Consider the following 26,379-nt stretch of genomic DNA (forward strand, 5'->3'; position numbering starts at 1 on the left):
AACTCTAAGGATTAGCCAGCAAGGGACCATCTGATGAAATTCGCTGTACTTAAATTCCTCGCACCGATGTTCGCAATCGCAGGCACGGCTTCGTTTGCAATGTCTGAAGCAGACGACGCGTGTATCGACCACTTGCGGCAGGTTGGTGGACCAGACGGTCAATCCGGAACGATTGAAAGCTCAGAGTTCTCAGAGGCGGGTACGCTCGTCATGCTGCGAGACGCAGGTGGAACACTTTGGCGCTGCATCGCGTACAAGGATGGAAACATCGGCGAAATGGCGGTTGTCGAGGCGATGGATGATGGCGGTGGAGCAGTGGCAGGCGCCGCCGGTTCTACCGGTAGCCAACGTGTCAAATTCGATGGTGGTTCCACCGGCGCCGAACTCGTTGGTGAACTCGCGCCCGGAGCGTCACAGCAATATGTTCTCGGTGCCAAAAGCGAACAGTTCCTTTACGTTCGCGTTGCTCCGCGAAATGGCTCCTTGGACTACGTTATTCGCAACCCCGATGGTTCTGAACTGTTGGGATTGATGTCGGCGGACAAGGAGTATCGAGGACAGCTTTGGCAATCTGGTGATCATGTTGTGGAGGTTATCAATCGCAGCAACTCTTCCGTCGACTACAACGTCATTTTCGGAATTGAATAGGTGATCAATCAGAAACCCTGGAACACAAGTCCAAAAAAAGCGAGGGAAAAACAGATGAAAACCAAGGTCCAATTGGTGATCGGCACGGCGTGTATTACTGTGCTTGCAGCATGCGACGACAGTGGCGGATCAGTGGATGCAAGTGCACCAACTGTGGGCAGCTCCAGCGATCTTTCGTCATTTGAAGGGGCAAGAGCGGGCCAAGCTGAAATGGGCATCCAGAGTCTCGGATTTGAACTCATCCGCAGTGAAGGGCTGACCTCGTACTGGTTTAACAAGGATACTGGTGCCTGTGCTCGGATAACGACGTCTGAGGGAAGGTACTCAGATGTGACTATGCTGCCATCAGGTGACTGCTGACACATTTTCATCAATCAAACATCTGCGAAAGGGAGCTTTAGTTTGCATTTCGACCTGGCTCATGCGGCGGTCATCATTGCCGCTCTAGTTGTCACAAACCTGGCATTGAAATCGGCCGGCGTGATAAACGAAGAAAACAAGCACCAATGGAACTGGAAAGTTTTTCTGGCCTACTTCGTTGTCGTCTTTATCATCAATCTGGTGTGGCCGATTTGATGCTTCACGGCGGAAAGATTATCGTCCACTCGATATAGCTGCCAATAATGAACCGCTCCAAAAGGCTACTAAGTGGGAAGAGTTTGAGCATAACAGGCTGAAAAATAGGAAGGAGCTGGCATGCGGTTTTTGATGTCCCTCATATTCATTGGTGTTCTCGCAACCGCTGCCAATTCTGACGTGACCAGTCGAAACGGTGGCCCAAGCGACAGTCAATTGCTTTCAAAGGGTAGCAACGGCGGTGTTGATGGTGTCGCTTTCTTTCGCCCAGTCTTAAGTGGAGTATTGTATCGCTCTGGTTTCAAAGGCGGCGACAAGGAGCGAACGGGCCTAAGTGAAGGTCAACGCGAAACTCTATGTGGTGAAGGGTTCTCAATCGGGTTTTATGCCGACTTTGGCAAAAACACTGAATACGGTCGCACCAGTTGTGGAAACGGATCCTTTGACTATCAAAGCGCCAGATCCTCCCGACCCAGTGCTGTCATGGCGTCCATACACGAGGTGATTGAAAACCCCGGAAAGGGCCCTGTCCTTGTACACTGCATGTGGGGCGTTCATTCCTCGGGTGCATTGTCGGCAATGGCGCTCGTTCAGTTTTGCGGTTGGACGGAAGAAAGGGCCAAGGAATATTGGGATGATGCCCGAAACGGGGCCCCATGTTCAGGCGGGTGCGACCAGTGGATAGACTCAAAATTCTCCAACTTCAGCGTCGACCCCAAGTTGAAAATCTCCACCGAACAACAGGCAGCGATTTGCCCCAAATGATATTGGGAGGACTATCCAAATGAAGTTCAGCCTTCTGGGGTCACTTGCTTTCATTGCACCCACCGCCTTATGGGCGAACGACGATGTTCTAGGTGAAGCCACGACATTTGATAGTCCCAACGGCGTTACTGAACGCTGTATTCGGATCGAAAAAATTCCAATGGGCGAGTATAAGAACAGCGATCTTGAGGAAGAAACAACCTATTGCGAGATCGATTTCTATGCCTCCGAAATTGCTATTTGCCCAAAAACCTGGAGTACCAGCCCAGGAATGGCCGTCTACGATATTTCGGAAGGACCTTACGTGGGGAACCGTTCTGAATTCGAGAGAAACGCTTGCAAGGAGGGGAAGGCGGCAAAAGATCTGGCCAAGGACAGGGTGGCTAAGTTCAAGTCCACCATGAACCAAAAGGGCACCAGTGGAACGTTTTCAACCTCGTCGCTGCTTTACTATCATTTCTCCAGATATTTCGACACGACTGTCAAAGTTCCAGTCGCCGTTTGGCGTAGCATGGACGCCCAGGCGCATTTTTCCGAGGTCGCAGAGCCTGGCCTTGCGATTTCTGGCGGCTCTCATGGCGGGCGCATGAACCATGAAGGCTGGCGGGTCTTCGCAGCTGCGGATGCCGACCCGAACTCATACCAACCGACAGATGATCTGTTCACATCGGATCGAACGCAAATATACGGCGTGCTGCTTGATAGCCCTGGGCATCGATACGGCTCGGAAATCAACGGCACCCGTAAATCTGGTTGGGGGAAAGGTCAGAACCGCGATTTTCAGGAAACGCCCGCTTTCTTAGCTTTGCGGTCTTCAAAACCATTGTCAGAGGCAATCGCAGAGGGCGTCAGAGAAGGTCGAAGAGACCGGATGATCAACAAGGATCTCGGCCCCGATGTCAGCGACCAACAGATGGCATTTTGGATGCAAGAACTTACCGAGATTGTTCTCCTAGATTTCATCTTTAGCCAGCAGGACCGCGTAGGAAACATAGACTTCACACCCTATTGGTATTGGGTCGAAGACGGAGACCTGAAGCATAGGAAGGCCAAGCACCATCAGCCAAACGATGGAGACGTTCCCGCCGACGCATTATTGATCCGTCGCAGCAATCTAAACGACAACGATGCTGGTGGGCGGGTTGAGTATGCCAACTTCGCGAAATCTACTCAAATGCTAGAGAAAATGCGGCATTTCTCTCCAAGCACATACCGACGCTTGGTTGCGCTGAATAGTGAGCTTCAAACTCAAGGCCCGGTTTATAACTGGCTGTCGCAAAGCCTTGGGCTGTCAGACAGTCAGATTGCACAAGTCGTCAAAAATACCGCGCTGGCAACGTCCATCCTCCAGAGCAATTGTTCAAATGGTGAATTGATATTCGATTTGGATCCCGCCGCATTTTTTCTGACAAGCGACGCCGAGCAAGAGGCCTTAGACTGTAGTGACCCGTAACCTTTCTACCCTTTTTGCGGCGTGCATTTGGACAGCTCTGCTAGCCTGCAAGGCCGCGGCATTGGATGTCATCGTCATATCGGATCTGAACGGAAGCTACGGTTCGGTAAAATACGATGCCCGCGTCGACAAGGCGATTGAGCGGATAGTCGAGATTGATCCAGATCTGGTTATTTCGACCGGAGATATGGTTGCGGGACAGCGCATTCCCAACTTGTCCGACAAACAGGTCAGGGAAATGTGGAAAGCGTTTCATGAGGCGGTATCAGATCCTTTAACGGCTGCCGGAATTCCGTTTGCGGTCACGCCGGGAAACCATGACGCCTCCGCTTACCGAGGGTTCGAGCGTGAAAGAAAAATATACGCAGAGGAATGGACGCCGAGAAAGCCAGACGTCGACTTCCTGGTTTCAGATGACTACCCGTTCTTCTACGCATTTGAGATGCAAGGCATTACGTTTGCGTCTCTGGATGCTACGACCCTAGGGCCGCTGTCCGGCGATCAGCAGGACCGACTTGTGGAACTGGGTACAAGTGGAGACCCGATTGTCACTTTCAGTCACCTCCCACTTTGGCCCTTCGCGATCAAGCGTGAACGCGAAATCATCGGTGACCCAACACTTGAAAAAATCTATTTGGAAAGCGGTGTGGTTCTGCATCTGTCAGGCCACCATCATGCCTTCTATCCGGGTTGGAAAGATGGTGTTACTTACGTCTCCCAAGCTTGTTTGGGAGGTGGCCCGCGACGGCTTATCGGATCAAAAGCCAGATCACCTCACAGCTTCACTCATGTTACGTTCCAGCCAAACGGAAAATTTGGGATAGCAGTATATCGAGGACCTGACTTCGAAAGGTCGGTAAATTTCAAGTCGCTTCCGGAAGAGATCAGATCCCCGAATGCAGTGTTGAAACGTTTGGACCTTGTGAAATGACTAGAGGTTGAGTTTCAGCTCAACTTTATCAGGGACCAGATCGTTTATCATCTCTTCTATCCGGGCTTCTGAAAGCCCTCCCGAGGTGATGAAAAGCAATGAGACGCGAGACTTTCCGGGGACGTGGTGTTTTCTGACCAGCTTCCAGCCAGCGTCTGCGGCCATGGCTTCAATGTCCCCGCTGACTTTCAATGAGTGCTCTTCGTTTGAAGCCTTGAGCGAAATTTCCACGCCCTTGTTTCGCCCACCGAGCCAAATGAAACACCAACATACAACCGCCACCAGTGTGGCCATCAAGGGTAAGCCCAGCCCTACCGCCAGCCCAAGCACGGTGACTATAATCATTTCCACCGTGTCGACCGGGTCATCCATATTTGATCGGAACCTTAACAGAGCTCCTATTCCAAAAATCACGAACCCGATCATCGATCCGTGCTGTACGACCAGAAACCCAACCGCCATGCCGACAAGCGCATAAAGGAAGAACAGTCGCGGCATGACGATATCGCTGACACTTCTACGGGCTTTACGTCTCACCGGATGATAGACGATCAAGCCAGCCAGAATGATCGTGACGATCACATCGAGAGTAAAGAAATACAGTTCCTGTTTGCCACGAAACTGCGTCCACTGGCGTTCGATGAGAATTTCCGATTCCGAAGCCCCGGCCAGCATCGTCGCAGGGTCGACTTGTGACACCGCAGCACCTGGCAACAGCAGCATCAACAACACGGTCACAAATGTGAGGGTCGTATTCAACTTGTCTTCCTTCCTGCTCACGCCAAAGGCTTACGCTTCACCAAAGGCACATCGTGCCCTATTCAATTCAATCGCAACAGGCGGGATCAGGTAAAGAGATTACCGTGCATTCTTCGGACATCGCGTCCGGACTGTGATACGAACGCTGATACAAGGATATGGTCCAAGCGCGAGAAAATTGAATGGCAGAAAACAAAGTGTTTCCGTCAAAACCTACAATTTCACGGTGTTTCTGCAAACTTAGACGACTCGCTTTTACGGCCAGCTTGGTTGCGGCAGCCTTCTTGCCTTGGACCGATTTTGCCTACGCCGAAAGTGCTGGTTTGGTTCTGGTCGATAAATTCAAGGTGGCAGACAAATCAGAGGGATTTTCAGAGCCTTCCGGTTTGGCAATGTCTAACACTGAAGGCTTCTTGTGGTCTGTAAGTGATGCCGAACCTAAACTGCACCTACTCGGAGTCGACGGGGTATTAGGAAACTCTTTCAAGTTGCCAGCATTGGCAGGATCAGATTTGGAGGGTGTTGCACCTCGAAAAGATGGGTCTGTTTTGGTGCTTCAAGAAACTGACCGATCAATCCTAGTCGTTCACCCAACTGACCCCATTCAACTGACGACAATACCTCTCGCATCTCTTAAAGGTTACCCGACCGCCGCTGAATTACTCGTCGGCAACCCTTTGAATAAGGGACCCGAAGGTATCGCCGTTGACCCGGAATCCGGGCGGGTCTTCGTTGGCATTGAGGGACAACCAAGGTTGTTAATGGTCGTATCACCAGAGCTAGATGAAATCGTTGAGATGATTCCTTTAGCCCGCGATGCAGGTTTTATCTCCGAGCGTGTAGATAACGATGAACTGGATTTGAGCGGCCTAGCATGGTCCCCGTCTTCACGTTCTCTTTGGATTGTAAGTGACAAAGGCCGTCAAATTTTCGTCTACAATCCAGAGTCCAAGTCCGTAAAATCTATCAGTTTGACGTTCACAGAAGATGCCAAACAAAAGGAAGTTAAACATCCCGAAGGGATCGCTCTCGATGAGACCAAAGGGCTTCTCTATATCCTGACAGACGACGCCAAGAAATCGCGGCTTTATGTTTTTGAGCAACCGGAGTTGTGAGGACTGTCCTACTAGTTCTCTACTCTGCATGGTTGAAAAGCGGGGTTGTGTAAATGAGTGCCGTCTTATGTGCAGCATATTAAGTAAATCTGCGCTCTGTTCGATATGTTTCTAAAAAACATCACCCATCAATATATTCGAATAGCGTCAGGTTCACACATGCGAACCATGTAATAACATTGGGCTTCAACATGCTCAGTCACCTTAAGGTTATCGATAATGCCCGTATCCAATTCGGTTGTAATTGCGATCATTTGCACTTTAGTGGCCTTTGTTGCAGTTCCAAAATACAGCATTGCCCAAACCTGGGACATCGCATCACAGCACTCTGTCAGCGGCGTAACGGTATATGATACGGATGAGCTGTTAACTTTTGCCGGTCAGTTGGCTTTTGATCGGTCAGGGCGCATTACAGCGGTGGATGTCGCATCAACGATCACGCAGATCTACCGAGAAGACGGTTACTTCTTGGCTGAGGCCTGGCCCGGCCCCGATGGGCAGAGCATAATTGTTGATGAAGGGCGCATTCAAACCATCGAAATTGAAGGCGTAGATATTCGTACGTTCCAAACCCTAGAGAAGATTTTTCAGCCCCTCACCACCTCCTATCCCATAACGCTGAAACGATTTGAGCGGGCGGTTATGCTAGCCGAGGACATACCTGACTTGGAGTTGTCGACCGAACTTGATTACCCGGATCAGGCTGGTGCTCGGCTGAGAGTATTGGGAGAGCCTCTGCGCAAACAAGCCGGGAGTGCGACACTCGACAACCCTCCGCGTGAGCTTGGAGAAGCGCTCAGCTTCTATGTCGTGCAAGAGTTTTATTCAACGCTGACCGTCGGGGATTTGCTGCGATTTGAGGGATCAGGCAACTACAATTGGGACAAGGACGATGAGCACTCTTTATGGGGCGCTCTTACCTATCGCACGCCGCTGAACAGCAATGGTCTGTACGGTGAGATCTTCTACGGGAACATAAACGCAAAACGTGACCTCTCAGGGGACTTTGCGAGAACAGATATTGACGGCGAGAACTTCACAGTCGCGATGGGTTACCCCGTGATCCGAGATGTGGCCCGTTATGGATATCTTCTGCTGGACTATCGCCTTTCAAAAGCGGATTCAGTCAGTGGTGGCGTACCACTATCCAGTGACGCGAGTGTCGTTGGCCTTACATATCTTTACGGGCAAAACTATCCAAAGGGACAAGCTCTGGAAGCGGGGCTAACCTTATCTTTTGGTGACAATGACAACGACACGACAGACGCGAATTTTGACGACGGGGACTCTTCGTTCTGGCATCTACGAGGCGGCATCGGATACGAAAGCCCACTAACGGGCTTGTCGCCCAACACAGCTTGGCGCACCGAGATTTGGGGGCAGTACACAACAGACCGGCTGCCCTCTGTCGAAGAGTACTTCCTTGGTGATCGTTATGCTTTGCGCGGATATCGTTTTGACGAAGTGGATGGTGATTCCGGGATTTCCGCGATTTTCGAAGTGTCTCATTCCTACTTCCCCAGTTCCCAGAGCATACATCGCTTAACGCCCTTTGCCTTTTTCGACGTGGGTTACATCTCGAACAATGACCCTGCGAGTTTTGAAGTTGACAATGCTACACTGGCATCGACAGGTCTTGGGTTGGACATTGAGTTTAAGCAAAACCTTTTCCTGTCCGGATATGTCGGTGTCCCTTTGAGAGATGGCCCTTTGACCGACTCAGGCGATCCTGGCGCGTATCTTGCTCTGACAACAAGTTGGTGAGGATGTTATGAAACGGAACCGCATTGTTTTACTTACCGCAGCTTGTTTGGTCGCAGAGCTGGCCGCTACGCAGGTCGTCGCGCAGGGAAATCATTTTGGGTGGTGCCGTGGCGTAGGGAATCCGCACCAGTCGAGCCAAGGATGTGGGCAGGCCGGTGGGCAAGGGGCAGGCAATCAAATTACCGGCCCAACGCAGCCGGTGGCAAATCAGTTGCCGCCTAAAGGAACACAGCAAACGCCCACATCAGTTACTGTTCCAGTCCTTGCGCCGGGCGCGGTCCCGAACGCAATTCCCGGTCAGGTTCCTATTGCGACACCAATAGCGGTTCCAGGTCAGGTTCCCACACCGGTCCTAGCGCCGACCCTAGTTCCGCCTTTGACACCAAACGCGACACCAAGCCGGGTTCCGACAGCTGTTCCAAATCAGGTTCCCTCATTGGCTACCGGTCCTACCGCGGTGCCGCCGCAAGTTCCGACTGCAACTCCCAATCAAGTTCCGATAGCTATCCCTGGCCAGGTTCCGCCTCAAGTTACTGGCCCGACGGCTGTGCCGCCCCTTGTGCCAACAGCGACACCCAACCAAATACCAGTCGCAGTGCCAGGCCGTGTTCCGCAACCCAGCGGCACTACAGCGACGCCACCGCTTGTCCCAACCGCAACCCCCAATCAGGTTCCCACCGCGGTTCCTGGCCAGGTTCCACAGTTGACACCAAAACCTACGGCAACTCACGTGGCCGTCCCAGGACATCCGAAGCCACAAGGCGTCGTGACAATCATGCGCCCAAAGCCGAGGCCGACAACCGGTACTGTTCAGCAACCTGGCACAACACAAGTGACCCACCATTTAACCCACCAAAGTAATTCAAAGAAACACGATCACGTCGCAGCAACTCCTGGACGGCATGACCCGCACGACCTGCCGAGGTTCCGCAGCGCAGCGGCCAAGGAAAACTGGGAATGCGTTGCCAGCGGATTTGGGCAACGTCGGTATGATGCCGGGCGCGGCGTGTTGCTGAACAGCGGGGCACTACGACACCTTGGAAATGTGGATGCGATGGCTCGTGATGTACCAGCACGGCACCCGAAGCATTCCGGATGCATTATCTCGGTCAAACGAAAGCAGCGCTGAAGCTCGCTGGGTAGGTTTTGCTCGGACAATGAGATTAATCGACCAATAGTTCTTCAATTGTCATCTGGTTAACTGGCTTTCGTATTGCCCTTATTCCCTGGCGTTTACGTTGGCTGACGTAGCCCAACAATGCTCCGTACCTATATTTACTTCAAATAGGCCTACAATCTAAAGTGCCGCACTTCCACGAAGAGCCTCCGACCATCTGGGCCGGTCAAATTAGGCAAGCGAAACTTTGAACGGCAACGCCGTATTCATCGCGAAGCCAGAGGCAGAAGCCGCGGACAAGCCGGGCCTGCTCGGGAAGCGGTAGCTCGCGCGGCAGGGATGGGCGCAGTTCGCGGATGACTCTTGCATTCTTTCGGCGTTCCGAACGCTCAGCAGCGTTCCAGAGCTCCTCGGCGTTTCCTGTCCAGTTGATCAATTCATGAGACAGGAGGCCACCCTTTCTGCCCGGCGAAAACCGTCGTCTAACCCGCGCATCCCGGAAGGTGGTGCGCGCGGTGTAGGCGGCGGAGCGACCGTCGGCACGAGAATGCAGGATGTGCGCGCATCGTAGACCGGGCGCCGCACAGAGGTCGGTTTCGGGACCAAAGGCGACTTAGGGGATGAGCGCAGCATTTGTCGTTTGGGCGGGAACCGGGGGTATTCTGCATTCGTAAAAGATCGGCGGGGCGGAGAACAGTCGAACTTTGATCAACAAACCTGTCTGAAACCTGCCAGCACCGGTCTCACATAGAGGTGCCGAGTGATTTTGTCGACCGGCTGTTGGCTCCGGATGGGAAGATCTTCAAATCCGAAGAAAAAGACACTGGCCGCACCTCGCAAACTTGGCATGGCATCGGGACAACATATTTTGTCAAATGGCCGCCGAAGGTTCCGCTCCTTGTGAATAATTATTAGCCTGCGAATATGAAAAACTTAATTTCCCGCGGCATATCGAAGGCCCTTGGCCGTGGCAAACAACAGCCACTTGAAAGCCCCGAGGCTATTCCGCCGGGAAATAAGCATATTCAAATGCCGCGGGAACAAGCCAACGTATTGTCGCGTTGTCTGTCGATTGATCTGGAGGTTGATCCCCAGGAAGCCAAGTTGTTCGCCTTTGCAGCCGTGCCAGACGGTGATGGAGAGGGGATAATTCATCGTAAAGGCGATCCGAAGGCCGCGCTTGAAAAGCTCGACTTGTTTTGCGCCGGTTTCGCACATGTCATTGGACACAATATTCTGCGCCATGACCTGCCGCATCTCATGGCGGTCTCGCCGCGCTTCGCAAAGCTCGCGGACGGACCGATTGACACGCTGTGGCTCAACCCCTTGGCGTTCCCGCGCAATCCCTACCATCATCTGGTCAAGCACTACCGCGATGGGCGGCTTCAAAGTGGTCACGTCAACGATCCCGAGCTCGACGCGCGTCTTGTGTTCGAGGTTCTTCGCAATCAGATCGACGCCTTGGTATCGCTGAACACGTTGTCGCCAGAAACGATGATGGCCTATCACTGGTTGTGCTGCCGAGGTCCCGGTAGCGACGGGTTTGATCGGTTGTTCAGCGACGTGCGCGGGGCGCCTATCCCGACAGAAGCAGAAGCGCACGAGGCCATTCGGAAGTTGCTTAAAGACTTGGCCTGCGGCGCGCAGGTGGACGCCTTGCTCGAGCGGCTCTCGGACACTGGGCTGGGCTGGCCGATGGCATATGCCCTTGCCTGGATTTCGGTCGCTGGTGGGGATTCTGTTATGCCGCCTTGGGTGCGGGCGCAATTCCGTGACGCAGCACGGCTGGTCAAAGACCTGAGAGATACGAATTGTCGTGATCAGCACTGTGCCTATTGCGCAGAGCACAATGATCCCACTCGTGCGCTCGAACGATGGTTCGGTTTTCCAAGTTTCCGCCCGGAACCAATCGACGAGAACGGACGCCCGCTTCAAGAAAAGATTGTGGCGACGGCCATGGAAGGCGACAATTTGTTGGGCATCCTTCCGACGGGCACGGGTAAATCCATCTGTTACCAGATCCCCGCGCTGTCTCGGTTCGACAAGACCGGGGCCTTGACCGTCGTAATATCGCCGCTTGTGGCGCTGATGGCGGACCAAGTTCAGGGCCTGGTTCGGGCCGGAATTTCCTCGGCAGTGACTATTAACGGGCTATTGTCATTGCCCGAGCGTCAGGATGCGCTTGACAAGGTGCGGCTCGGGGATGCTGCGATCCTTTTGATTTCGCCCGAACAACTGCGCAGCACAACAGTTCGGTCCGTTCTGGCACAGCGCGAGATAGGGCTGTGGGTGTTGGACGAGGCGCACTGCGTGTCCAAATGGGGACACGATTTCAGACCCGACTATCGCTACGTTTCGCGGTTTATCAAGGAGAGCTCAGGCGACGAACCGGCTCCGGTGCTTTGCTTGACCGCGACAGCGAAGCCAGACGTCGTGCAAGACATCCGCAATCATTTCAAAGAGCGTTTGGGGTCCGAACTGGTGTTGATCGACGGTGGCGCATCGCGGTCGAACCTGAGCTTCCAGGTGCTGCCAACGCAGCGTGCCACCAAGATGACCGATATCCTCGACACGATCGAAGCCCAGCTTCCGCGCGAGGGCGTGTCAGGGGCCGTCGTCTACTGTGCGACCCGAAACGCAACCGAGCGCGTGGCGGAGTTCTTAAAACAACAAGGCATCGCCGCTGAACGCTATCATGCGGGCCTCAGCGCCGATGACAAACGTGAGATCCAGGAAGATTTCCGCGTTGGCAATCTGCGCGTGATCGCGGCCACCAATGCCTTTGGGATGGGGGTCGACAAGCCGGACATCCGTCTGGTGGTTCACGGGGACGTGCCAGGGTCGCTGGAAAACTACCTGCAAGAGGCGGGTCGCGCCGGGCGAGACCGCGAACCTGCAAACTGCGTCCTGTTGTTCAATACCGAAGACGTTGATCGTCAGTTCAACCTCAGCGCGCGTTCTCGACTCGCGCGGCACGAAATCGGCGCGATCCTGAAGGCGCTTCGGCGCCTTGATGCTCGGACCGGAAAAGGCGGTGAAATAGTCGCTACACCCGGTGAGATCGTTCATGAGGAGAAAGAGCGAGATTTCCAGCGGGACAGCAATACCGACGATACGCGAGTGAAGACGGCCGTCGCCTGGCTGGAAGAAGCACACCTTCTGAACCGCGAAGAAAACCGGGTGCAGGTGTTCCCCGCCTCGCTCCGAGTAAGAAGCATGAAGGAGGTCCGTGAAATCCTTGCATCCGCTGAGATCACCGAGCGGCGGCGCGAGGATCTGGCCGCCATCGTGCAGCATATCATCAACGCGCCGCAGGAAGAGGGCATCACCACGGACGAGCTCTGCGGGGTCAGTGGGCTGACGATGTCGGGCGTTCGCAAAGCTTTGGCGGACCTCGAGGCCTTGGGGATTGCAAAAGATGATACAAACATCACCATCTTCGTGCATGTGCGCGTCGAGAATGCCTCGCCGAAACGATTCCAAGCGGCGTCCCGGTTGGAAGCTGACCTGATTGCGATCCTTAGAGAGCACGCGCCAGACGCGGACATCAATGAGGCTGTGCCCTGCCATCTGGCCTCAGTGGCGCAGGACCTGCGGGAGCGGGGACACGCCTCCGTGCGGCCCGATATTGTCGAGGGTTTGCTCCGTGGGATTGCGCAGGATGGCCGCGACATGGATGGCGGCAGAGGCAATATTGGCCTGCGCAAGGTGTCTAAAGGCAGTGTAATGGTGCGAACGCAAAGATCATGGGGGACAATCGAACAGACCGCTCAGCTTCGCAGGCAGGCCGCAGAGCGATTGGTTTCATTCTTGATCAACAAGGTTCAGGCTGGCCTGCGTGGGAAAGATGTTCCCGTCGAGACCACGCTTGGCGACCTTCTTGCAGCAATCAACAGCGATGCGCTATTGCGGACATCTGTCAATCACCCTGCAAAGCTGATGGACCGGGCGCTTCTGTGGTTGCACGAACAGCAGGTGGTGACTCTGGGCAAGGGTTTGTCCGTGTTCCGCTCGGCCATGACGTTGCACATCAATCAGAAGGGCGGCGCTTTTACCACCCAGCATTTCGCGCCGCTCGAAGACCACTACACTGAACAAACCATCCAGACCCACGTGATGGCGGCATATGCGGGCAAAGGTATCGACGATATCGATCAGGCCCAGCGGCTCGCGCATGACTATTTCGCAATGGATCAGTCCGACTTCATGAAAACTTGGATGCCAGGGAAAATTTCGGAGTTCAGACGGCAGGCAACACCTCAGTCTTACGCCGAGATCGTCGACAATCTGGTGAATTCGACACAAGAGCAGATCGTGCGTGACGACCGCGAACAGACCAATGTCCTTGTCCTCGCGGGGCCGGGGTCGGGCAAGACACGCGTGCTGGTCCATCGCGTCGCTTATCTGGTCCGGATCAAGCGCGAAGATCCAAACGGTATACTGGTGCTCGCCTACAATCGTCACGCGGCCGCCGAGATCCGGGAACGCTTGCGTCTGCTGATTGGCGAAGATGCTCGCTTTGTGACCGTCTTGACCATCCATGCCTTAGCCATGCGGTTGATTGGCGCGAGCTTCGCCGGACGGGAAACGGCCGATGAGCCTGATTTCGAGACGCTTCTGATCGATGCGGCACGTCTTTTGCGTGGCGACGGGCTGGACAAAATCGAGGCCGAAGCCTTACGAGAGACCTTGATCCAAGGGTTCCGATGGATTCTCGTGGACGAATATCAGGACGTTGGGCCCGAGGAATACGCCTTGATCGCAGCGGTGGCCGGTCGCAGTATCGACGACCCCGATCAACGCATCAGCCTGTTCGCGGTCGGCGATGACGACCAGAATATCTATGCGTTTGCCGGCGCATCGGTGCGCCACATCCGGCAATTCGAACAGGATTATTCAGCCAAGCCGGTCTTTCTGACCGACAATTATCGCTCGTCGAAAAACATCATCAGCGCAGCGAATGCCGTGATCGAAGGATCTCGGGAACGTATGAAAACTGGCCATGGGATTACAGTCGACAAATCGAGGCAAAAGGACCCGGCCGGGGGGATCATGGAAAGCCTCGACCCGGTTGCGCAGGGGCGGGTCCAAATCCTTGGCTGCCCGGCCGGAAATGACGCTCAGGCCCTTGCGGCGGTCAACGAGATGATCCGCCTGTCAAAACTGATCCCGGATTGGAGCTGGAAGGGCGCGGCAATCATTTCTCGTGATTGGCGCAAGCTTCTGCCAGTCCGCGATTTTGCCGAGGCGCATGGAATTCCAGTCGAAATGGCGAACGAAAACTTGCCAAGTGTGTGGCGCACCCGTGAGATGCGGAGGTTCATTGGTGGCCTGCGCGAGAGGCACGTTGCCTTGGTCAGCTTGGGCGACCTTACCGAAACTCTGAATGCGATACCCACGAGCCGTTGGACTGACCGGATCGGCGAGGGACTTGGCCAACTTGCGCGTGAAGTTGATGGCAAAGCGCTTCCGAGCCCTGACGTGATCGAATGGTTTGCTGAATGGTCGAAAGACTCATGGGGCGAGCAGCGTGGCCTCAAGTTGTTGACGGCGCATCGCGCGAAAGGCCTCGAATTCGACGATGTCGTGATCCTGGATGGTGGTTGGGAGCGGCCCTCGCGAAACGAAGATCAGGACGCGCCGAGGCGTTTGTTCTATGTCGCCATGACACGTGCGCGGCGCAATTTGATCGTCATGAGTAACGACAATCACGAATACCTTCCCACCGAGTCACCTTCCGTCGTCAAGCGGCACGTGGTGCCCGACTTGGCGACAGTCCCTGGCCCGCGCCGGTTCTTTCAATCGCCAGAAATGAAGATGGTCGACCTGTCATTTGCAGGGCGCCAAGGTGATCGGCACATTGTTCATGACGCGATCGCTGAAGCGCAGGTCGGCGCGCCAATCAAGCTCGCCAGTGTTGGAGATCGCTGGCAGATCGAGGATATTCAAGGGCGGGTCCTCGGGCGGATGGCAAGAGCATTTACGCCCCCGATTGGCACGAAATTTGTCACCGGCGAGATCGCGGCCATCATACACTGGCGTAAGGAAGATGCCGATGAGCGTTTTCATCACCTGATTAAACGCGCCAATTGGGAAGTCGTAGTGCCTGAACTGGTTTTCGAAGAGGCCAAGGGGGCAGTATAAGATCAGAATGGCAAGTGGGGCGGTCAAGCAATCGTTCGCTGCACTTGCCACTAAGGACTGCTCAGGGCCGTTATCACACATTCCAACAAGATGGATTATTGGCAGCTTTGTCCGCATGGCGGGCCAACACTGTTTTCGGACACCCCCAACATTTCCATGTGAAGTACACATCTTGAGCGGAGCAAATTGTGGAGCAAGTTGTGGAGCAAACAGCCCCTTGCCCATTCAATCAAGCAGACGCAGTCTACATTTAAGGCTTATAAAACAGATTGTTAGCTACAATCTGATCCTGGATAAATGGTGCCCGGGGGCGGAATCGAACCACCGACACGAGGATTTTCAATCCACTGCTCTACCCCTGAGCTACCCGGGCACGGATACGGCTTCTGCCGTTGGGTGGAGGCGTTCTATGACTTGCTACTGGCAGTGTCCAGAGGCTTTTTTACATTTTTTCAATGTGGGCGCGTCATCTCAGTTTCAGTTGAAGAAACATCCTGTTCAACGTCTACTTCACGCTGCGAAGGAACCGCGTAAGACCCGTTCAGCCACTTGGCCAAATCAATGTCTGCACAGCGTTTCGAACAAAAAGGACGGAATTGAGACACCGTTGGTTCGTGACAGATCGGACAGCTCATTTCAGCACCTCCGCAAGGGAAATCCGGCCGCGTTTGCGTTGCAACTCATAGTGACCCAACGGGGTCCATCCTGCCAGAATCGTCTCGATCGGATCAGACTTGAATGCAGATCGCAAAGCGGCTTCGAAACCGCGCCGGTCTTTCTTGGGCATTGGAGCGAGGTCGAGCGTGATCTGCCCCCCCAACCCACGGACACGCAACGCACGTGGCAGTGCTTTTGCGCAGGCGAAATTGGCCTTGGTTCCGGCGGCCATCGAGGTGTCTGAACCCGTGTTTACATCTACGGCCACCAGGGCGCGGGTGGGCTGGATATAGATGTGTCCGCCCCCGGCCAATTGTTCTGATATTCCGCCCGCCTGATCCAATGCATCCAGGACACCATGCGCCTCAAAGGCGCCGGGCTCGGTGACGACCTCGGCCGGGTCGGTCCAGTCGCGCCAGGCCAAAACATGCGGCCCATCACCTGCGAGCAGAACCTCAGGCTCGGTACCGGGGTCGTTCATCACAGCATCGGCATGAGCCAGCATGACGCCGATATCTTCAGCAATCTCTTCGGCGTTCTCGCCCTGACAGCAGGACCGCAGGATCAGCCCGTGTTCGCTGCCCGCCATGGCCTCATGTGCGATTTCCAGCAGGCGGTCGCGTTCATCCTCATCCCGGATACTGCGCGAGATATTCAGGCCAGGCGCATCCGGTGTGACAATCGCAAAGCGGCTTTTGAACAGCACGCGATCGGTCACCGGCAGCGCCTTTCCGGGTTCGACAAAACCGGTCACCTGGACCAGCTTAAGCTCACCGGGGGCCAATCCCTTGACCTGTCGCAAAAAGGCCTGGCCGTCCGGCGTGGCAAGGAACATCCCGCCCTGCCCTTTGACCGGGCGATCCGCCCGCGCCCGGTAGATGGTACCGGGTGCCGGGGCTTCGGAAGCAATAAGGAAATCGTCAAGCTTTCCGTCCACCATCAACGCCGCTGCCTCGCGGTTGTTGATGTGGTCTAAAACGATGGTACGCCCCTTCATTGTGCCTCGCGATACAAAGGATAGCCGATGCCCTGCAGCAAAGCGGCAGTCTCGGATAATGGTAGTCCCACAATGCCGGTAAATGAGCCGGAAATCCATGGGATGAACGCCCCTGCAGGCCCCTGGATTGCATATGCACCGGCTTTGCCTTGCCAGTCACCGGTTGCCAGATAGGCATTGATCTCAACATCCGACAGGCGCTTGACCTTGACCTGAGACACCACATCGCGTTGCGATATGCGGTCGCCGCGCCGAACCGCTACCGAGGTAATCACCCGGTGCCGCCGTCCAGACAGAGCGTGCAGAAACTCGGCCGCCTGACCTGCATCTTCAGGCTTTCCCAAGATGCGCCGACCCAGCGCGACCGTGGTGTCCGCACAAAGTGTGACATCATCGCTTTCGGCGGGAACAGCTTGCACCTTGGCGCGTGTGATCCGGTGGCAGTAGGGCACCGGCAGCTCACCTTTCAAAGGCGTTTCGTCAATGTCCGGGGCGCGGATGGCGTCGGGCTGCACACCAAGCTGCGCCAGCAGGTCCAGCCGCCTTGGACTGCCCGATCCGAGAATAAACGCCATGTGTCGGGCGTTACTTAAAGCGATAGTTGATCCGACCTTTGGTCAGATCGTAGGGGGTCATCTCGACTTGAACTTTGTCGCCAGCCAGAACACGGATGCGGTTTTTGCGCATCTTGCCTGCCGTATGTGCGATGATCTCATGGCCGTTTTCCAGCTCGACCCGAAACGTCGCATTAGGCAGGAGTTCCTTCACGACACCGGGAAATTCGAGCGTATCTTCCTTGGCCATGTTGTCTCCATAATTACGTTGCACCCGCAGAATCTACGGGGATGTGCGCCTAAATGAGCCTATTTGGGGCTTATTTCAAGGGCGTATTCACCTAAAGAGAGGATATTGTGACTGTTTCGACTCGACCGCACTGCTCGTCCCAATGGGCGCGGTTCAACACATGGCCATCCCGGCGCACATTGGCGATCGTAGTCAAGTCGACGTCGGCATAGGTCCAGCCAGGTTGGTTCAGCGCACCCTCTGCTAACACTCCGGTCGCGGGAAAACCCTTGTCAGGTGGACCAAAAATACCGCCCGTTCCTGTATTCATATCCACCGCATCGGACCATTCGTTTTTGCCCACGAGAGACGCCATGACCGTAACACATTGGTTTTCCAGCGCACGCGACATAGCCCCGATGCGGACACGCCAGTATCCTGCCAACGCCTCGGTGCATGAGGGAACCAGGATTATATCCGCCTCACTTAGGGCTCTGCCCAGCAGGGGGAATTCACTGTCATAGCAGATCAGGATTCCGATTTTTCCAAGTGGGGTATCAAACAATTTCAGTGGTCCGCCCGGCGCGATATCCCAGTCTTCGCGTTCAAAGCGGGTCATGATCTGTTTGTCCTGATGGTCAAACGTCCCGTTCGGAGCGTAGAGCACAGCCCGGTTTACCGGACGGCCTGACCCGTCAATCACTGGAGCGGATGCGCCCAGGATGTAGGTCTCATGCTCTTGAGCCAAACGCGAATGCAGGGCCTGCACGTCCCCCATCCGATCTGAAACAGCACGGATCGAACGCTCTAGATCACCCGCTACTTCGGCCCCGTCCAAAGTCGACAATTCCATCGCGCCATACTCGGGGAAAACGAGAAGATCTGCCCCCTGCCCTGCGGCATCCGAGACCCAGCGGGCCAGCTTATCTTCATACTGCGCCCAGTTTTCGAGCCAGTCGAGGTTATAGGCGGCGGTGGCAAGTCTCATGGGGCATTCCTTGCAGTCTTAACTCGGCTGAAATCTAAGTGTGCGTTCGTGGACTGTATAGCCCAACCGTGACACATTGAATTTAGGACAGCTAGTTCATTTGTAAGCCCATGGCATACGAACTTCAGCACTGGTAAATGAGAGCAAGAAAATTGAGGATTTTCCAGTGATGAATTTTAGAATCCTTTGCTTGGTTTTAGGAACAACGTGCTTATCTGTGCCCGCGCTTGCGGACTGTTTTGATACGCCAACATGGCACGACGAACCGCTTACTCAGTTGTTTTTGGATGGTTTGGGTGATGGCAAAGAGCAAGACGTTAGACGAGCCAGTTTGACCATGTTGCTTATGTCCAAAGAACCCGCCCGCGAACAGCGGGATGAGTTAAAGTTCTATTTGATGCGGACGGCATTAATGCAATTCGATGGCGACAAAGGGGCGCTCAGGAAGAAACTGCAAGATGGTTCGCTTTATGATGTCATTCAACTGACTGATTTCGCCCGTTCGAACCCGAGGGATAAAAGCAGAATCATCGCCGCTTACTGGCTAAACGGGTGCGTCGAGGAAGCGCTTGAACTACTTACTTCGACGACTAACTCGCTGACAAGCCAATATTATATGCCAATAGCCACCGGAGATACCGAGTTACTTCGCAGCCTTGCACAACGCCTAGAGCCGGGCGGGTACCACCAAAAAAGACTACTTACTTTTGCAAAGCTGCTTGAGAGCCCGGAAACCAAAGAAGAAATACTTCAAGAGTTTTTGGATTATCTGGCGTCGGAAAGAACAGGTGCCGAGTCAGAGGATTCGATTGACAGTACTGGGGTAAAGGTTGCTCTGAACGTAATTCGAGGCCAGCAACCGGACCTGGAGCTGTTACCGACTGAACCTGTCTATGACCCGGTCGAACTAGAGCTCAGCGGTATGCGATTCTCAGCCTTTGTCGCATGGATGGGCGCCGCTGGATTTTGCGAAGCGACTTGGAAAACATCTTTTGTCCTTCTAGGCACGCCAGCCAAAAGCATGCCCTTCAATCGCGAGCTTCTTGAAGCGTCTGTGATCAGGTGCGTAGAAAATCATGATGGATGAGGGCCGGTAGACGTTGATTTCGGCTTTCTCCGCACAGCGGGCAAAACCACCTACAAATCCCTGATCCAGAATTGCAAAGGCTTCAGCGTCTCGCCTTCTTCACCGATATCCCTCCACGAAAACTGCGCAATAGCGCCGGGCAACGGCTCATACTTCCGCGCGCTCCAAAAAGCATCCAGCGGGCGGTAGGTATCAGGCCGCATCGGGTGATCGGTCGTGCGTTGCACACCGCAAAAGGCGCATTTCGTGAAGCCAAAGCTGCGCGCATGGGCTTCGCGCAAGTCAAAGAACCTATGCCCCACGCCCTGCCCGCGATAGTTGGGCAGCAAGACGGATTCCGCGCAGTAGAAGATCTGGGACAAGTCCAGCCCAGAGCCATCGAAGGCCGCCGCGAAATCGGCGGCATGGTCGGCTAGCGGGGCGCCGGTCGATGCGCCGATCAGACGATCCCCGTCAAAGGCACCAACAACGATGGATCTGTCGCTGTCACGGTAGGATTGCAGGTATTTCCGCTCGTATTCCAGATCGCCGCCATAAAGATACGGCCATGCCCGAAACACCTCGATCCGCAAGCGAGCGACGTCATCCAGAGCCGCCTCAAGCGCCGCCCCGGTCAAGGCGCGAACGCCTGTGACCTCAGCCATTCGAGACCTGCTTGGTCCAGTCGGCCAGGTTGTAAAAGGTGGTGACCCGCGTGATCTTGCCATCCTTCAGGTCAAAGAATGACCCGGCTGGTAGGCGGTAGGTCTGCCCGCGTGCTTTGGGCAGGCCTTCATCCGTCTCAAGATAGGTGCCGTTCACGATGAATTCAGCGGCGGCACGGGTACCGCCCTCGGCCGCGAACACAACGATATCGGTGAGGTTCTCGCGATAGCAGCGGTTCATGTGGTCACAAAAAGCTGCGAATTTCTCTTTGCCCACTCGTATCTGCCCTTCGTTCACATGATGGGCCACGTCGTCGGACAAACAGGCCAGCATGCCGGTTACGTCCCCGGCGTTGAAGGCTTCGAAATAGGTTTTGACGGTTTCGTTCATGGTCACTCCGTTGGTTCGCCCCAGCGGTCCTTCAGATGCTGAATGATCTGATCGCGGGTCTGTCGGTAGTGATGTAACTTTTCCTCGCGGCTTTCGCCCAGCCCGGTAGGGTCCATTATTGGCCAATAATCGACATCCAGATGAAAAACCCGCGTCAAATCCAGCGCACGGCGCTGGCTGGCCGGCGACAGCGCTACAATCAGATCGAACGAGCTGAGGTCGTCGCCCCATTCCTGCATTTCATCGAACGACCGGGATCGGTGACGTGAAAGCTCGACGTCGATTTCATGACAGACCGAAATGCAAAAGCCATCGATCTCAAGATCGTTGTGCACCCCGGCGGATTGCACATAGGTGCCGGTGCCATAAAACTTCTTCATGATGCCTTCGGCCATCGGAGATCGGACCGAATTGTGGTCGCAACAGAACAAGATGGACTGCGGCAGAGACGTCACCCGTCACCCCCCGAAATGCAATACGCAGATCAACGTAAACAGGCGGCGGGCTGTGTCTGAATCAACTTCGGCCTTGCCTTCCAGACGTTCCTGCAACACCCGACTGCCTTCATTATGGATACCGCGCCGGGCCATGTCGATGGTTTCGATCTGGCTGGGCGGCAAAGTCTTTACGGCGTCGAAATAGCTTTCACAGATCTGGAAGTAGTCCTTGACCACCTGCCTGAATGGTCCAAGGGACAGATGGAACTCGGCCGCTTTTTCTTCGGCTTCGGTGGCAATGTCGAAGACCAAACGCTTGTCACGGATCGAGAGCTGCACATGATACGGCCCTTCCGGAACCACACGATCATCGCGTTTGGGCAGCGCGAAAGCGTTATCCTCAAGCAGATCATAGATTGCCACCTTGCGCTCCTGCTCGATCTCGGGAGTCGGCGGGGGCAAGTTTCTATCATCCAGTTCGATGTGCGAAATTCGGGTCATGGTCGTTTGGTCCGTTCAGGTCGGGACAGACTTATCCCAATGGAAATAAATGGGCAACGCAGTGACGGGCCGTCCGACGAAAATCGTCAAAGCGGGTGTTCGGACGGATCTATTCCGTGTTTGCGCAACAGCGTATCGACCAGTGAACCAGAGTTGATTTGGCGGCCAAGAAAGATCTTTCGGAACCAGGATCCAAAAAAATGGACGGACATCTGTTGGTCCCACTTCAGAAAATCCAGTTTGGAAAGGTCGGGGTCATTCCAAAGGCCGCGATATCGCAATGGGATAGGATAGAGGACCGACCTGTGCACAGCCATCTCATGCTCTGGTGTGCCATAAAGAAAGTGAAACAGCATGGGCGGACCAAAGCTGAAAATTGGCAGGCTCCAATAGGTCGACCCGTTGAACATTTGGCTGTAGGTTTCCTTATGCTCTTGTGTCCACCATGGCGGCACCAGATCGCTGTCAAAAGCATATTTGCACATGGCTTGCAGCCCCGGACTGTCGCTGGGCAACGCAAGTACACCGTTCATGATCCGTTGTTTCTTGAGGTTCGCATTCGGAAAAAGATACCCGTTCTTTGTCTCGAATGGCCGGACCGCATAAGCATCCGCATCGGCCCAGATATAGTTGGTTTTTTGCATCAACTGCAGACGGAAAAGATCTGCATGAACGGCCACGGATCGGGTTATCGGATCGCGGTAGATCTCGGGAGTATCATAAATTTCGCGGGCATCGCGCGGCTCGATATAATCCGGAATGTCTTCAAGATCGCCATAGTGATAGACGATTGGCTTTTGGTCGACATCGGCGAAGGACTTCAGGCACAGATGTTCCAAAAAGCTAAAGCGCTTACCGATCCAGAGGGTCGCCACACGTTCCAAATCAACCTCCTTTAGATCCGGTCGCACACAAAGAGCGCCGCAATTTGCCCCTTGATTTCAAGCCCTGTCGGGGAAAATCGGATGAGGTAATTGCAGGTGTGACCCTCTGACCATAGGTGATCAACCGTTCAATCGCTTCAACCGTGCCGTCACGGACAGCCCGTGCGCCTCAAGGCTTTCCGACTGCGCAAGTTGCTCTGCCGCTGGCCCGATTGCCTGCAGGGCTTCGGGTGTCATCTGGCTGAGCGTCGTGCGTTTCAGGAAATCCATCACACTCAGACCGGAAGAAAAACGCGCCGACCGAGCAGTGGGTAGGACGTGATTGGGCCCACCAACATAATCTCCGATTGCCTCGGGCGTGTACTGACCAAGAAAGATTGCACCTGCGTGAATTGTCTTTTCGCTCAGAGCGACGGGATCTGCGACGCATAGCTCAAGGTGTTCCGGGGCAATTCGGTTCGACAGAGAGGCTGCCTCATCCAGACTGCCCACAGTGATCACCGCACCAAAATCGCGCCAACTGGCCCCGGCTATGGCCCGGCGTTGCAGGGTTTCAAGACGTTTTTCCACGGCTTGCGCCACGGCCCGTCCAAAATCGGCGCTATCCGTGATCAGAATGGATTGAGCACTTTCGTCATGTTCTGCCTGGCTGAGTAGATCCAGTGCAATCCAGTCGGGGTCGTTGTCTTTGTCAGCAATAACCAGAATCTCGGACGGTCCCGCAATCATGTCTATACCGACCTTACCAAAGACTCTGCGTTTGGCGGCAGCAACAAAAGCGTTTCCGGGGCCTGTGATCTTGTCCACCGCTGCGATGGTATCTGTTCCATAGGCCAGTGCCGCAATCGCCTGCGCCCCGCCGATGCGATAGACCGTAGTCACGCCTGACAGGTGCGCGGCCAAAAGGACCAGAGGGTTCGCCTGACCGTCTGGGGTGGGCACGGCGATGGCCAGACGCTCGACCCCTGCGACATTGGCCGGGATCGCGTTCATCAGAACCGACGACGGATACGAGGCCAGCCCTCCCGGCACATACAGCCCCGCCGCAGACACTGCGGACCAGCGCCAGCCAAGGGTCGCCCCGGCCTCATCCGTCCATTGGTGATCGGCGGGCATCTGTTTCTCGTGATAGGCCCGGATGCGTTCGGCTGCCAGTTCGAGCGCCTGACGATCCGCGTCCGAGACCTGCGCAATGGCGGCGTCGATTTCCTCTGCCGAAAAAGCCAGCGTATCCGGTGTCAGCTCTAACCGGTCGAATTTGGCCGTCAGTTCGATTACCGCCTCATCGCCGCGGGCACGGACATCGTCAATGATCTGCGCTACGATGGCATCAACATCCGGGCTGTCTTCGCGCTTGGCCGACAGCAGGGTTTGAAAAGCGGCTTCAAACTCGGGCGTCTTGGTGTTTAGGAAAACGGGCATGATCTGGCACTCCGTAGCGTTTCACCGGGTCATATCGCCGGGATGGGCTGTCCTCAACCCTCAGTCCACCGGGTGCAGCGATTTGCGCATCTCAAAACAGGATATGCTTTTGCGCGCCGCGCAGCCGCCAGTCGGTTTCCAGCCATGCCGGATATAAAACGCCTGGGCCGTCCGTGTCCCCTCAAGCTGTGCCTCGGTGCAACCGGCAGCGGCCAGTTCCTGTTCCAGCCGGGCCAACAACGCGCTTCCCACCCCAAGACCGGTATGAGCCGGGTCGATATAGAGCAGCGTGATCTCGCCGCCCTCACGCAATCCGCCGACAGCCGCAACCTGACCTGCGCGCTCGGCCAGCCAAATCTGCGCTCCGGCCTTGATCCAACCCCGAATGGTCTCCGGGTCTTTATTGGCGGTCCATTCCGCAACGGCCTGTGGATCATCGCCATGATCCACCCGGCACAGCTGCGTGATCGAACGGATTAGTACGCGGCTTAAATCAAAGACATCAAACACGGTCGCGCGGCGCAACATCAGACCAGCGGGTGGTTCTGAGAAGGCCTGCGCGATACCGCGCTTATTCTGCATGATGCGGTGCTTGCCCCGACGGCGCCTGATACGGGCGGGTCACATCTTTGAGCGTGACGTCTATTGCCTCGACCGACAGGCGGATCGCGCCATCACCGGCCAATGTCAGCAAAATCTGACCCGCGCCGTCTTCGCCGGGTTCAAAATCGACCGAAAGCAAGGACATCACCAAATCCTTCTCGCTACGGTCGATACCCTGGCTGGCCACGGTTAGAACGGAAGCGAACACCAGCACAGACTGCACCCTTTCGAATGGACGGCCCCGGCGCGTGGCCGCATCCTTGTCCTCCCAGCGGAAACGGTTCAGCAACAGGCCAAAGCGGCGCTGCGACGGGTGCCAGGTCATTTCGGATACTGGGAACACCGCATCCTGTGTCAAAGTCGAGATCACCTGAAGGTCATCCCCATCCTCTGCACCCAGATTCAGTGGAGCCTCACGCCCATCTTGGAAACTTGCGTCTGTCATTGGTCTTTGATCCGTTCAATTTTGGCGCCCACGCCTTCCAGCTTGCGCACAACATGCTCATACCCACGATCCAGATGATAGACCCTGCTGACAGTTGTTTCACCTTCAGCAGCCAGCCCCGCCAGTATCAGCGAAACCGAAGCGCGCAGATCTGTCGCCATAACCGGTGCGCCCTTCAGACGTTCGACACCAGTCACGGTTGCCGTGCCACCGTGCACTTCGATATTCGCGCCCATCCGCACCAATTCGGGGGCGTGCATGAAACGGTTCTCGAAAATGCGTTCTTCGAGCACCGAGGTACCTTCGGCCGTGCACATCAGCGCCATCATCTGGGCCTGCAGGTCGGTCGGAAAACCCGGGAACGGCTCGGTCACGACATCCACGGCTTTGACACGCCCGTTCTTGCGGGCGACCAAAAGACCGTTTGCTGTTTCCGAGACATTCACGCCCGCCGCATCCAGTTTCCCGGCAAATGATTCCACCAGAGACATCCGCCCGCCCAACAGTTCGACTTCTCCACCACAAATCGCCGGCGCCAGCATATAGGTGCCCAGCTCGATCCGGTCAGTGACTACTTGATGGGTGGCGCCATGCAACCGGTCTACGCCTTGAATTTCGATGGTCGGCGTGCCTTCACCGGAAATCTGGGCACCCATCTTCCTCAGACACTCGACCAAATCGACGATTTCAGGTTCGCGCGCCGCGTTCTTCAGAACCGTTGTGCCTTTGGCCAGCGTGGCCGCCATGACAATGTTCTCGGTCGCGCCCACGGATGCAAATCGCATCTCATGCACGGCACCTTTCAACCCGCCCACAGCTTTGGCATGCAGATACCCGTCCTTAAGCTCAATCTCAGCGCCCAGCGCCTCGAGCCCTTCGACGTGCAGATCCATCGGACGCGCGCCGATTGCACAGCCTCCGGGCAGCGAGACGACTGCCTGCCCGAACCGCGCCAGCAAAGGACCCAGCACAAGGTTTGACGCGCGCATCTTTCGCACGATGTCATAGTCCGCCGTCTGACTGGTCAGGTCGTGGCTGGACATTGCGATCACCTGACCATCCTGCAATGACGACACCTCGGCCCCCAAGGACTGCAGCAAAGCCGTCATCGTCTTGATGTCGCTCAGCCGAGGCGCATTGGTCAGCGTCAGCGGTTCTTCGCTGAGCAAGGTCGCCGGCATCAGCGTCAGACACGCGTTTTTTGCCCCTGCAATCGGTATCTGACCTTTAAGCGGCCCGTTGCCTGTCACCAGAATCGAATCCATCTG

Annotated in this window: 25 protein-coding genes and 1 tRNA gene; 9 read left to right on the forward strand and 17 right to left on the reverse strand. The window is 55.3% G+C overall.

Translation table 11 applies throughout. From position 1 onward, the window contains the following. Positions 1-33: 33 nt before the first annotated feature. The 5 genes from AC2FGB_RS17200 (at position 34) to AC2FGB_RS17220 (ending at position 4,373) form a co-directional block, all read left to right on the forward strand. Positions 34-648, forward strand: a complete 615-nt coding sequence (locus AC2FGB_RS17200) for a hypothetical protein (RefSeq protein ID WP_281996018.1) — start codon at positions 34-36, stop codon at positions 646-648. A gap of 54 nt (positions 649-702) precedes the next feature. Next, on the forward strand, positions 703-1,008 hold the full coding sequence (locus tag AC2FGB_RS17205; protein WP_170493936.1) for a hypothetical protein: 306 nt from the start codon (positions 703-705) through the stop codon (positions 1,006-1,008). Between the two features lie 42 nt (positions 1,009-1,050). After that, positions 1,051-1,224, forward strand: a complete 174-nt coding sequence (locus AC2FGB_RS17210; RefSeq protein WP_353390953.1) for a hypothetical protein — start codon at positions 1,051-1,053, stop codon at positions 1,222-1,224. 784 nt (positions 1,225-2,008) lie between these two features. Next, positions 2,009-3,442: a hypothetical protein gene (locus tag AC2FGB_RS17215; protein ID WP_496694464.1), complete on the forward strand. Its 1,434-nt coding sequence runs from the start codon at positions 2,009-2,011 to the stop codon at positions 3,440-3,442. A gap of 61 nt (positions 3,443-3,503) precedes the next feature. Then, the gene (locus tag AC2FGB_RS17220) at positions 3,504-4,373 is read left to right on the forward strand and encodes a metallophosphoesterase family protein (protein WP_185956740.1); all 870 of its coding nucleotides are present in this window, start codon (positions 3,504-3,506) and stop codon (positions 4,371-4,373) included. Here the strand turns inward: AC2FGB_RS17220 and AC2FGB_RS17225 are convergent, their stop codons facing one another. Further along, positions 4,374-5,132 (reverse strand): DUF4956 domain-containing protein, encoded by a 759-nt coding sequence (locus tag AC2FGB_RS17225; RefSeq protein ID WP_142639636.1) that lies wholly within the window; start codon positions 5,130-5,132, stop codon positions 4,374-4,376. Between the two features lie 182 nt (positions 5,133-5,314). Between AC2FGB_RS17225 and AC2FGB_RS17230 the strand changes: the two genes are divergently transcribed. Together AC2FGB_RS17230 and AC2FGB_RS17235 are read left to right on the forward strand one after the other, a co-directional pair. Beyond that, positions 5,315-6,247: an SdiA-regulated domain-containing protein gene (locus AC2FGB_RS17230; RefSeq protein ID WP_281996020.1), complete on the forward strand. Its 933-nt coding sequence runs from the start codon at positions 5,315-5,317 to the stop codon at positions 6,245-6,247. 219 nt (positions 6,248-6,466) lie between these two features. Beyond that, positions 6,467-8,011, forward strand: coding sequence for a ShlB/FhaC/HecB family hemolysin secretion/activation protein (locus tag AC2FGB_RS17235; RefSeq protein ID WP_496694465.1), 1,545 nt, complete (start codon positions 6,467-6,469; stop codon positions 8,009-8,011). A 1,343-nt stretch (positions 8,012-9,354) separates the two neighbouring features. Here the strand turns inward: AC2FGB_RS17235 and AC2FGB_RS17240 are convergent. Further along, on the reverse strand, positions 9,355-9,684 hold the full coding sequence (locus AC2FGB_RS17240; RefSeq protein WP_496694489.1) for a MobA/MobL family protein: 330 nt from the start codon (positions 9,682-9,684) through the stop codon (positions 9,355-9,357). A 473-nt stretch (positions 9,685-10,157) separates the two neighbouring features. Between AC2FGB_RS17240 and AC2FGB_RS17245 the strand changes: the two genes are divergently transcribed. Then, positions 10,158-15,272: a RecQ family ATP-dependent DNA helicase gene (locus AC2FGB_RS17245; protein ID WP_496710143.1), complete on the forward strand. Its 5,115-nt coding sequence runs from the start codon at positions 10,158-10,160 to the stop codon at positions 15,270-15,272. 298 nt (positions 15,273-15,570) lie between these two features. Here AC2FGB_RS17245 and AC2FGB_RS17250 read toward each other — a convergent pair. The 6 genes from AC2FGB_RS17250 to AC2FGB_RS17275 form a co-directional block, all read right to left on the reverse strand. After that, positions 15,571-15,645 (reverse strand) — tRNA-Phe (locus AC2FGB_RS17250). Between the two features lie 79 nt (positions 15,646-15,724). Further along, entirely contained in the window at positions 15,725-15,907 is a 183-nt protein-coding gene (locus tag AC2FGB_RS17255) for a DNA gyrase inhibitor YacG (RefSeq protein WP_496694467.1), read from the reverse strand. After that, the gene (locus tag AC2FGB_RS17260) at positions 15,904-16,926 is read right to left on the reverse strand and encodes a ribonuclease E/G (protein WP_496694468.1); all 1,023 of its coding nucleotides are present in this window, start codon (positions 16,924-16,926) and stop codon (positions 15,904-15,906) included. The genes AC2FGB_RS17255 and AC2FGB_RS17260 overlap by 4 nt, the downstream gene beginning before the upstream one ends. Beyond that, entirely contained in the window at positions 16,923-17,501 is a 579-nt protein-coding gene (locus tag AC2FGB_RS17265) for a Maf family protein (protein ID WP_496694469.1), read from the reverse strand. Before AC2FGB_RS17265 ends, AC2FGB_RS17260 begins: the two co-directional genes overlap by 4 nt. Positions 17,502-17,511: 10 nt before the next feature. Then, complete coding sequence (infA, locus tag AC2FGB_RS17270) at positions 17,512-17,730, reverse strand: translation initiation factor IF-1 (protein ID WP_005978431.1); 219 nt, start codon at positions 17,728-17,730, stop codon at positions 17,512-17,514. A 91-nt stretch (positions 17,731-17,821) separates the two neighbouring features. Beyond that, a complete protein-coding gene (locus AC2FGB_RS17275) occupies positions 17,822-18,697 on the reverse strand; it encodes a carbon-nitrogen hydrolase family protein (RefSeq protein ID WP_142639010.1) in 876 nt (291 codons plus the stop codon). A gap of 169 nt (positions 18,698-18,866) precedes the next feature. On the opposite strand from AC2FGB_RS17275, the gene AC2FGB_RS17280 reads away from it, so the two are divergent. Then, positions 18,867-19,784, forward strand: a complete 918-nt coding sequence (locus tag AC2FGB_RS17280) for a hypothetical protein (protein ID WP_496694470.1) — start codon at positions 18,867-18,869, stop codon at positions 19,782-19,784. Between the two features lie 50 nt (positions 19,785-19,834). Here AC2FGB_RS17280 and AC2FGB_RS17285 read toward each other — a convergent pair whose 3' ends face one another. The 9 genes from AC2FGB_RS17285 to murA all read right to left on the reverse strand — a co-directional run bounded on the left by AC2FGB_RS17285 (position 19,835) and on the right by murA (position 26,376). Next, the gene (locus AC2FGB_RS17285) at positions 19,835-20,428 is read right to left on the reverse strand and encodes a GNAT family N-acetyltransferase (protein WP_281995643.1); all 594 of its coding nucleotides are present in this window, start codon (positions 20,426-20,428) and stop codon (positions 19,835-19,837) included. After that, positions 20,421-20,819, reverse strand: coding sequence for a ketosteroid isomerase-related protein (locus AC2FGB_RS17290; protein ID WP_281995642.1), 399 nt, complete (start codon positions 20,817-20,819; stop codon positions 20,421-20,423). The genes AC2FGB_RS17285 and AC2FGB_RS17290 overlap by 8 nt, the downstream gene beginning before the upstream one ends. Before the next feature lie 2 nt (positions 20,820-20,821). Then, positions 20,822-21,274 (reverse strand): arsenate-mycothiol transferase ArsC, encoded by a 453-nt coding sequence (locus tag AC2FGB_RS17295; RefSeq protein WP_142639018.1) that lies wholly within the window; start codon positions 21,272-21,274, stop codon positions 20,822-20,824. A gap of 3 nt (positions 21,275-21,277) precedes the next feature. After that, a complete protein-coding gene (locus AC2FGB_RS17300) occupies positions 21,278-21,757 on the reverse strand; it encodes a UPF0262 family protein (RefSeq protein ID WP_142639020.1) in 480 nt (159 codons plus the stop codon). A gap of 86 nt (positions 21,758-21,843) precedes the next feature. Then, positions 21,844-22,641 carry a hypothetical protein gene (locus AC2FGB_RS17305; RefSeq protein ID WP_496694471.1) on the reverse strand — a complete coding sequence of 266 codons (798 nt, stop codon included), beginning with the start codon at positions 22,639-22,641 and terminating at the stop codon, positions 21,844-21,846. Between the two features lie 120 nt (positions 22,642-22,761). Continuing rightward, entirely contained in the window at positions 22,762-24,063 is a 1,302-nt protein-coding gene (gene hisD / locus AC2FGB_RS17310) for a histidinol dehydrogenase (protein WP_496694472.1), read from the reverse strand. A gap of 60 nt (positions 24,064-24,123) precedes the next feature. Beyond that, complete coding sequence (locus AC2FGB_RS17315) at positions 24,124-24,645, reverse strand: GNAT family N-acetyltransferase (protein WP_496694473.1); 522 nt, start codon at positions 24,643-24,645, stop codon at positions 24,124-24,126. Further along, positions 24,635-25,111, reverse strand: a complete 477-nt coding sequence (locus AC2FGB_RS17320) for a DUF2948 family protein (RefSeq protein WP_496694474.1) — start codon at positions 25,109-25,111, stop codon at positions 24,635-24,637. Before AC2FGB_RS17320 ends, AC2FGB_RS17315 begins: the two co-directional genes overlap by 11 nt. Then, positions 25,108-26,376: a UDP-N-acetylglucosamine 1-carboxyvinyltransferase gene (gene murA, locus AC2FGB_RS17325; protein WP_281973612.1), complete on the reverse strand. Its 1,269-nt coding sequence runs from the start codon at positions 26,374-26,376 to the stop codon at positions 25,108-25,110. Before murA ends, AC2FGB_RS17320 begins: the two co-directional genes overlap by 4 nt. Positions 26,377-26,379: the final 3 nt, after the last annotated feature.

The sequence above is a fragment of the Ruegeria sp. CDSC021 genome, from assembly GCF_059610845.1.

What these genes read in the sequence shown, in the direction of transcription:
- AC2FGB_RS17200 (WP_281996018.1), top strand. Translation starts at nt 34, where the DNA reads ATGAAATTCGCTGTACTTAAATTCCTCGCACCGATGTTCGCAATCGCA.
- AC2FGB_RS17205 (WP_170493936.1), top strand. Translation starts at nt 703, where the DNA reads ATGAAAACCAAGGTCCAATTGGTGATCGGCACGGCGTGTATTACTGTG.
- AC2FGB_RS17215 (WP_496694464.1), top strand. Translation starts at nt 2,009, where the DNA reads ATGAAGTTCAGCCTTCTGGGGTCACTTGCTTTCATTGCACCCACCGCC.
- AC2FGB_RS17230 (WP_281996020.1), top strand. Translation starts at nt 5,315, where the DNA reads ATGGCAGAAAACAAAGTGTTTCCGTCAAAACCTACAATTTCACGGTGT.
- AC2FGB_RS17235 (WP_496694465.1), top strand. Translation starts at nt 6,467, where the DNA reads ATGCCCGTATCCAATTCGGTTGTAATTGCGATCATTTGCACTTTAGTG.
- AC2FGB_RS17245 (WP_496710143.1), top strand. Translation starts at nt 10,158, where the DNA reads ATGCCGCGGGAACAAGCCAACGTATTGTCGCGTTGTCTGTCGATTGAT.
- AC2FGB_RS17255 (WP_496694467.1), bottom strand. Translation starts at nt 15,907, where the DNA reads ATGAGCTGTCCGATCTGTCACGAACCAACGGTGTCTCAATTCCGTCCT.
- AC2FGB_RS17260 (WP_496694468.1), bottom strand. Translation starts at nt 16,926, where the DNA reads ATGAAGGGGCGTACCATCGTTTTAGACCACATCAACAACCGCGAGGCA.
- AC2FGB_RS17265 (WP_496694469.1), bottom strand. Translation starts at nt 17,501, where the DNA reads ATGGCGTTTATTCTCGGATCGGGCAGTCCAAGGCGGCTGGACCTGCTG.
- infA (WP_005978431.1), bottom strand. Translation starts at nt 17,730, where the DNA reads ATGGCCAAGGAAGATACGCTCGAATTTCCCGGTGTCGTGAAGGAACTC.
- AC2FGB_RS17275 (WP_142639010.1), bottom strand. Translation starts at nt 18,697, where the DNA reads ATGAGACTTGCCACCGCCGCCTATAACCTCGACTGGCTCGAAAACTGG.
- AC2FGB_RS17280 (WP_496694470.1), top strand. Translation starts at nt 18,867, where the DNA reads ATGAATTTTAGAATCCTTTGCTTGGTTTTAGGAACAACGTGCTTATCT.
- AC2FGB_RS17285 (WP_281995643.1), bottom strand. Translation starts at nt 20,428, where the DNA reads ATGGCTGAGGTCACAGGCGTTCGCGCCTTGACCGGGGCGGCGCTTGAG.
- AC2FGB_RS17290 (WP_281995642.1), bottom strand. Translation starts at nt 20,819, where the DNA reads ATGAACGAAACCGTCAAAACCTATTTCGAAGCCTTCAACGCCGGGGAC.
- AC2FGB_RS17300 (WP_142639020.1), bottom strand. Translation starts at nt 21,757, where the DNA reads ATGACCCGAATTTCGCACATCGAACTGGATGATAGAAACTTGCCCCCG.
- hisD (WP_496694472.1), bottom strand. Translation starts at nt 24,063, where the DNA reads ATGCCCGTTTTCCTAAACACCAAGACGCCCGAGTTTGAAGCCGCTTTT.
- AC2FGB_RS17315 (WP_496694473.1), bottom strand. Translation starts at nt 24,645, where the DNA reads ATGCAGAATAAGCGCGGTATCGCGCAGGCCTTCTCAGAACCACCCGCT.
- AC2FGB_RS17320 (WP_496694474.1), bottom strand. Translation starts at nt 25,111, where the DNA reads ATGACAGACGCAAGTTTCCAAGATGGGCGTGAGGCTCCACTGAATCTG.
- murA (WP_281973612.1), bottom strand. Translation starts at nt 26,376, where the DNA reads ATGGATTCGATTCTGGTGACAGGCAACGGGCCGCTTAAAGGTCAGATA.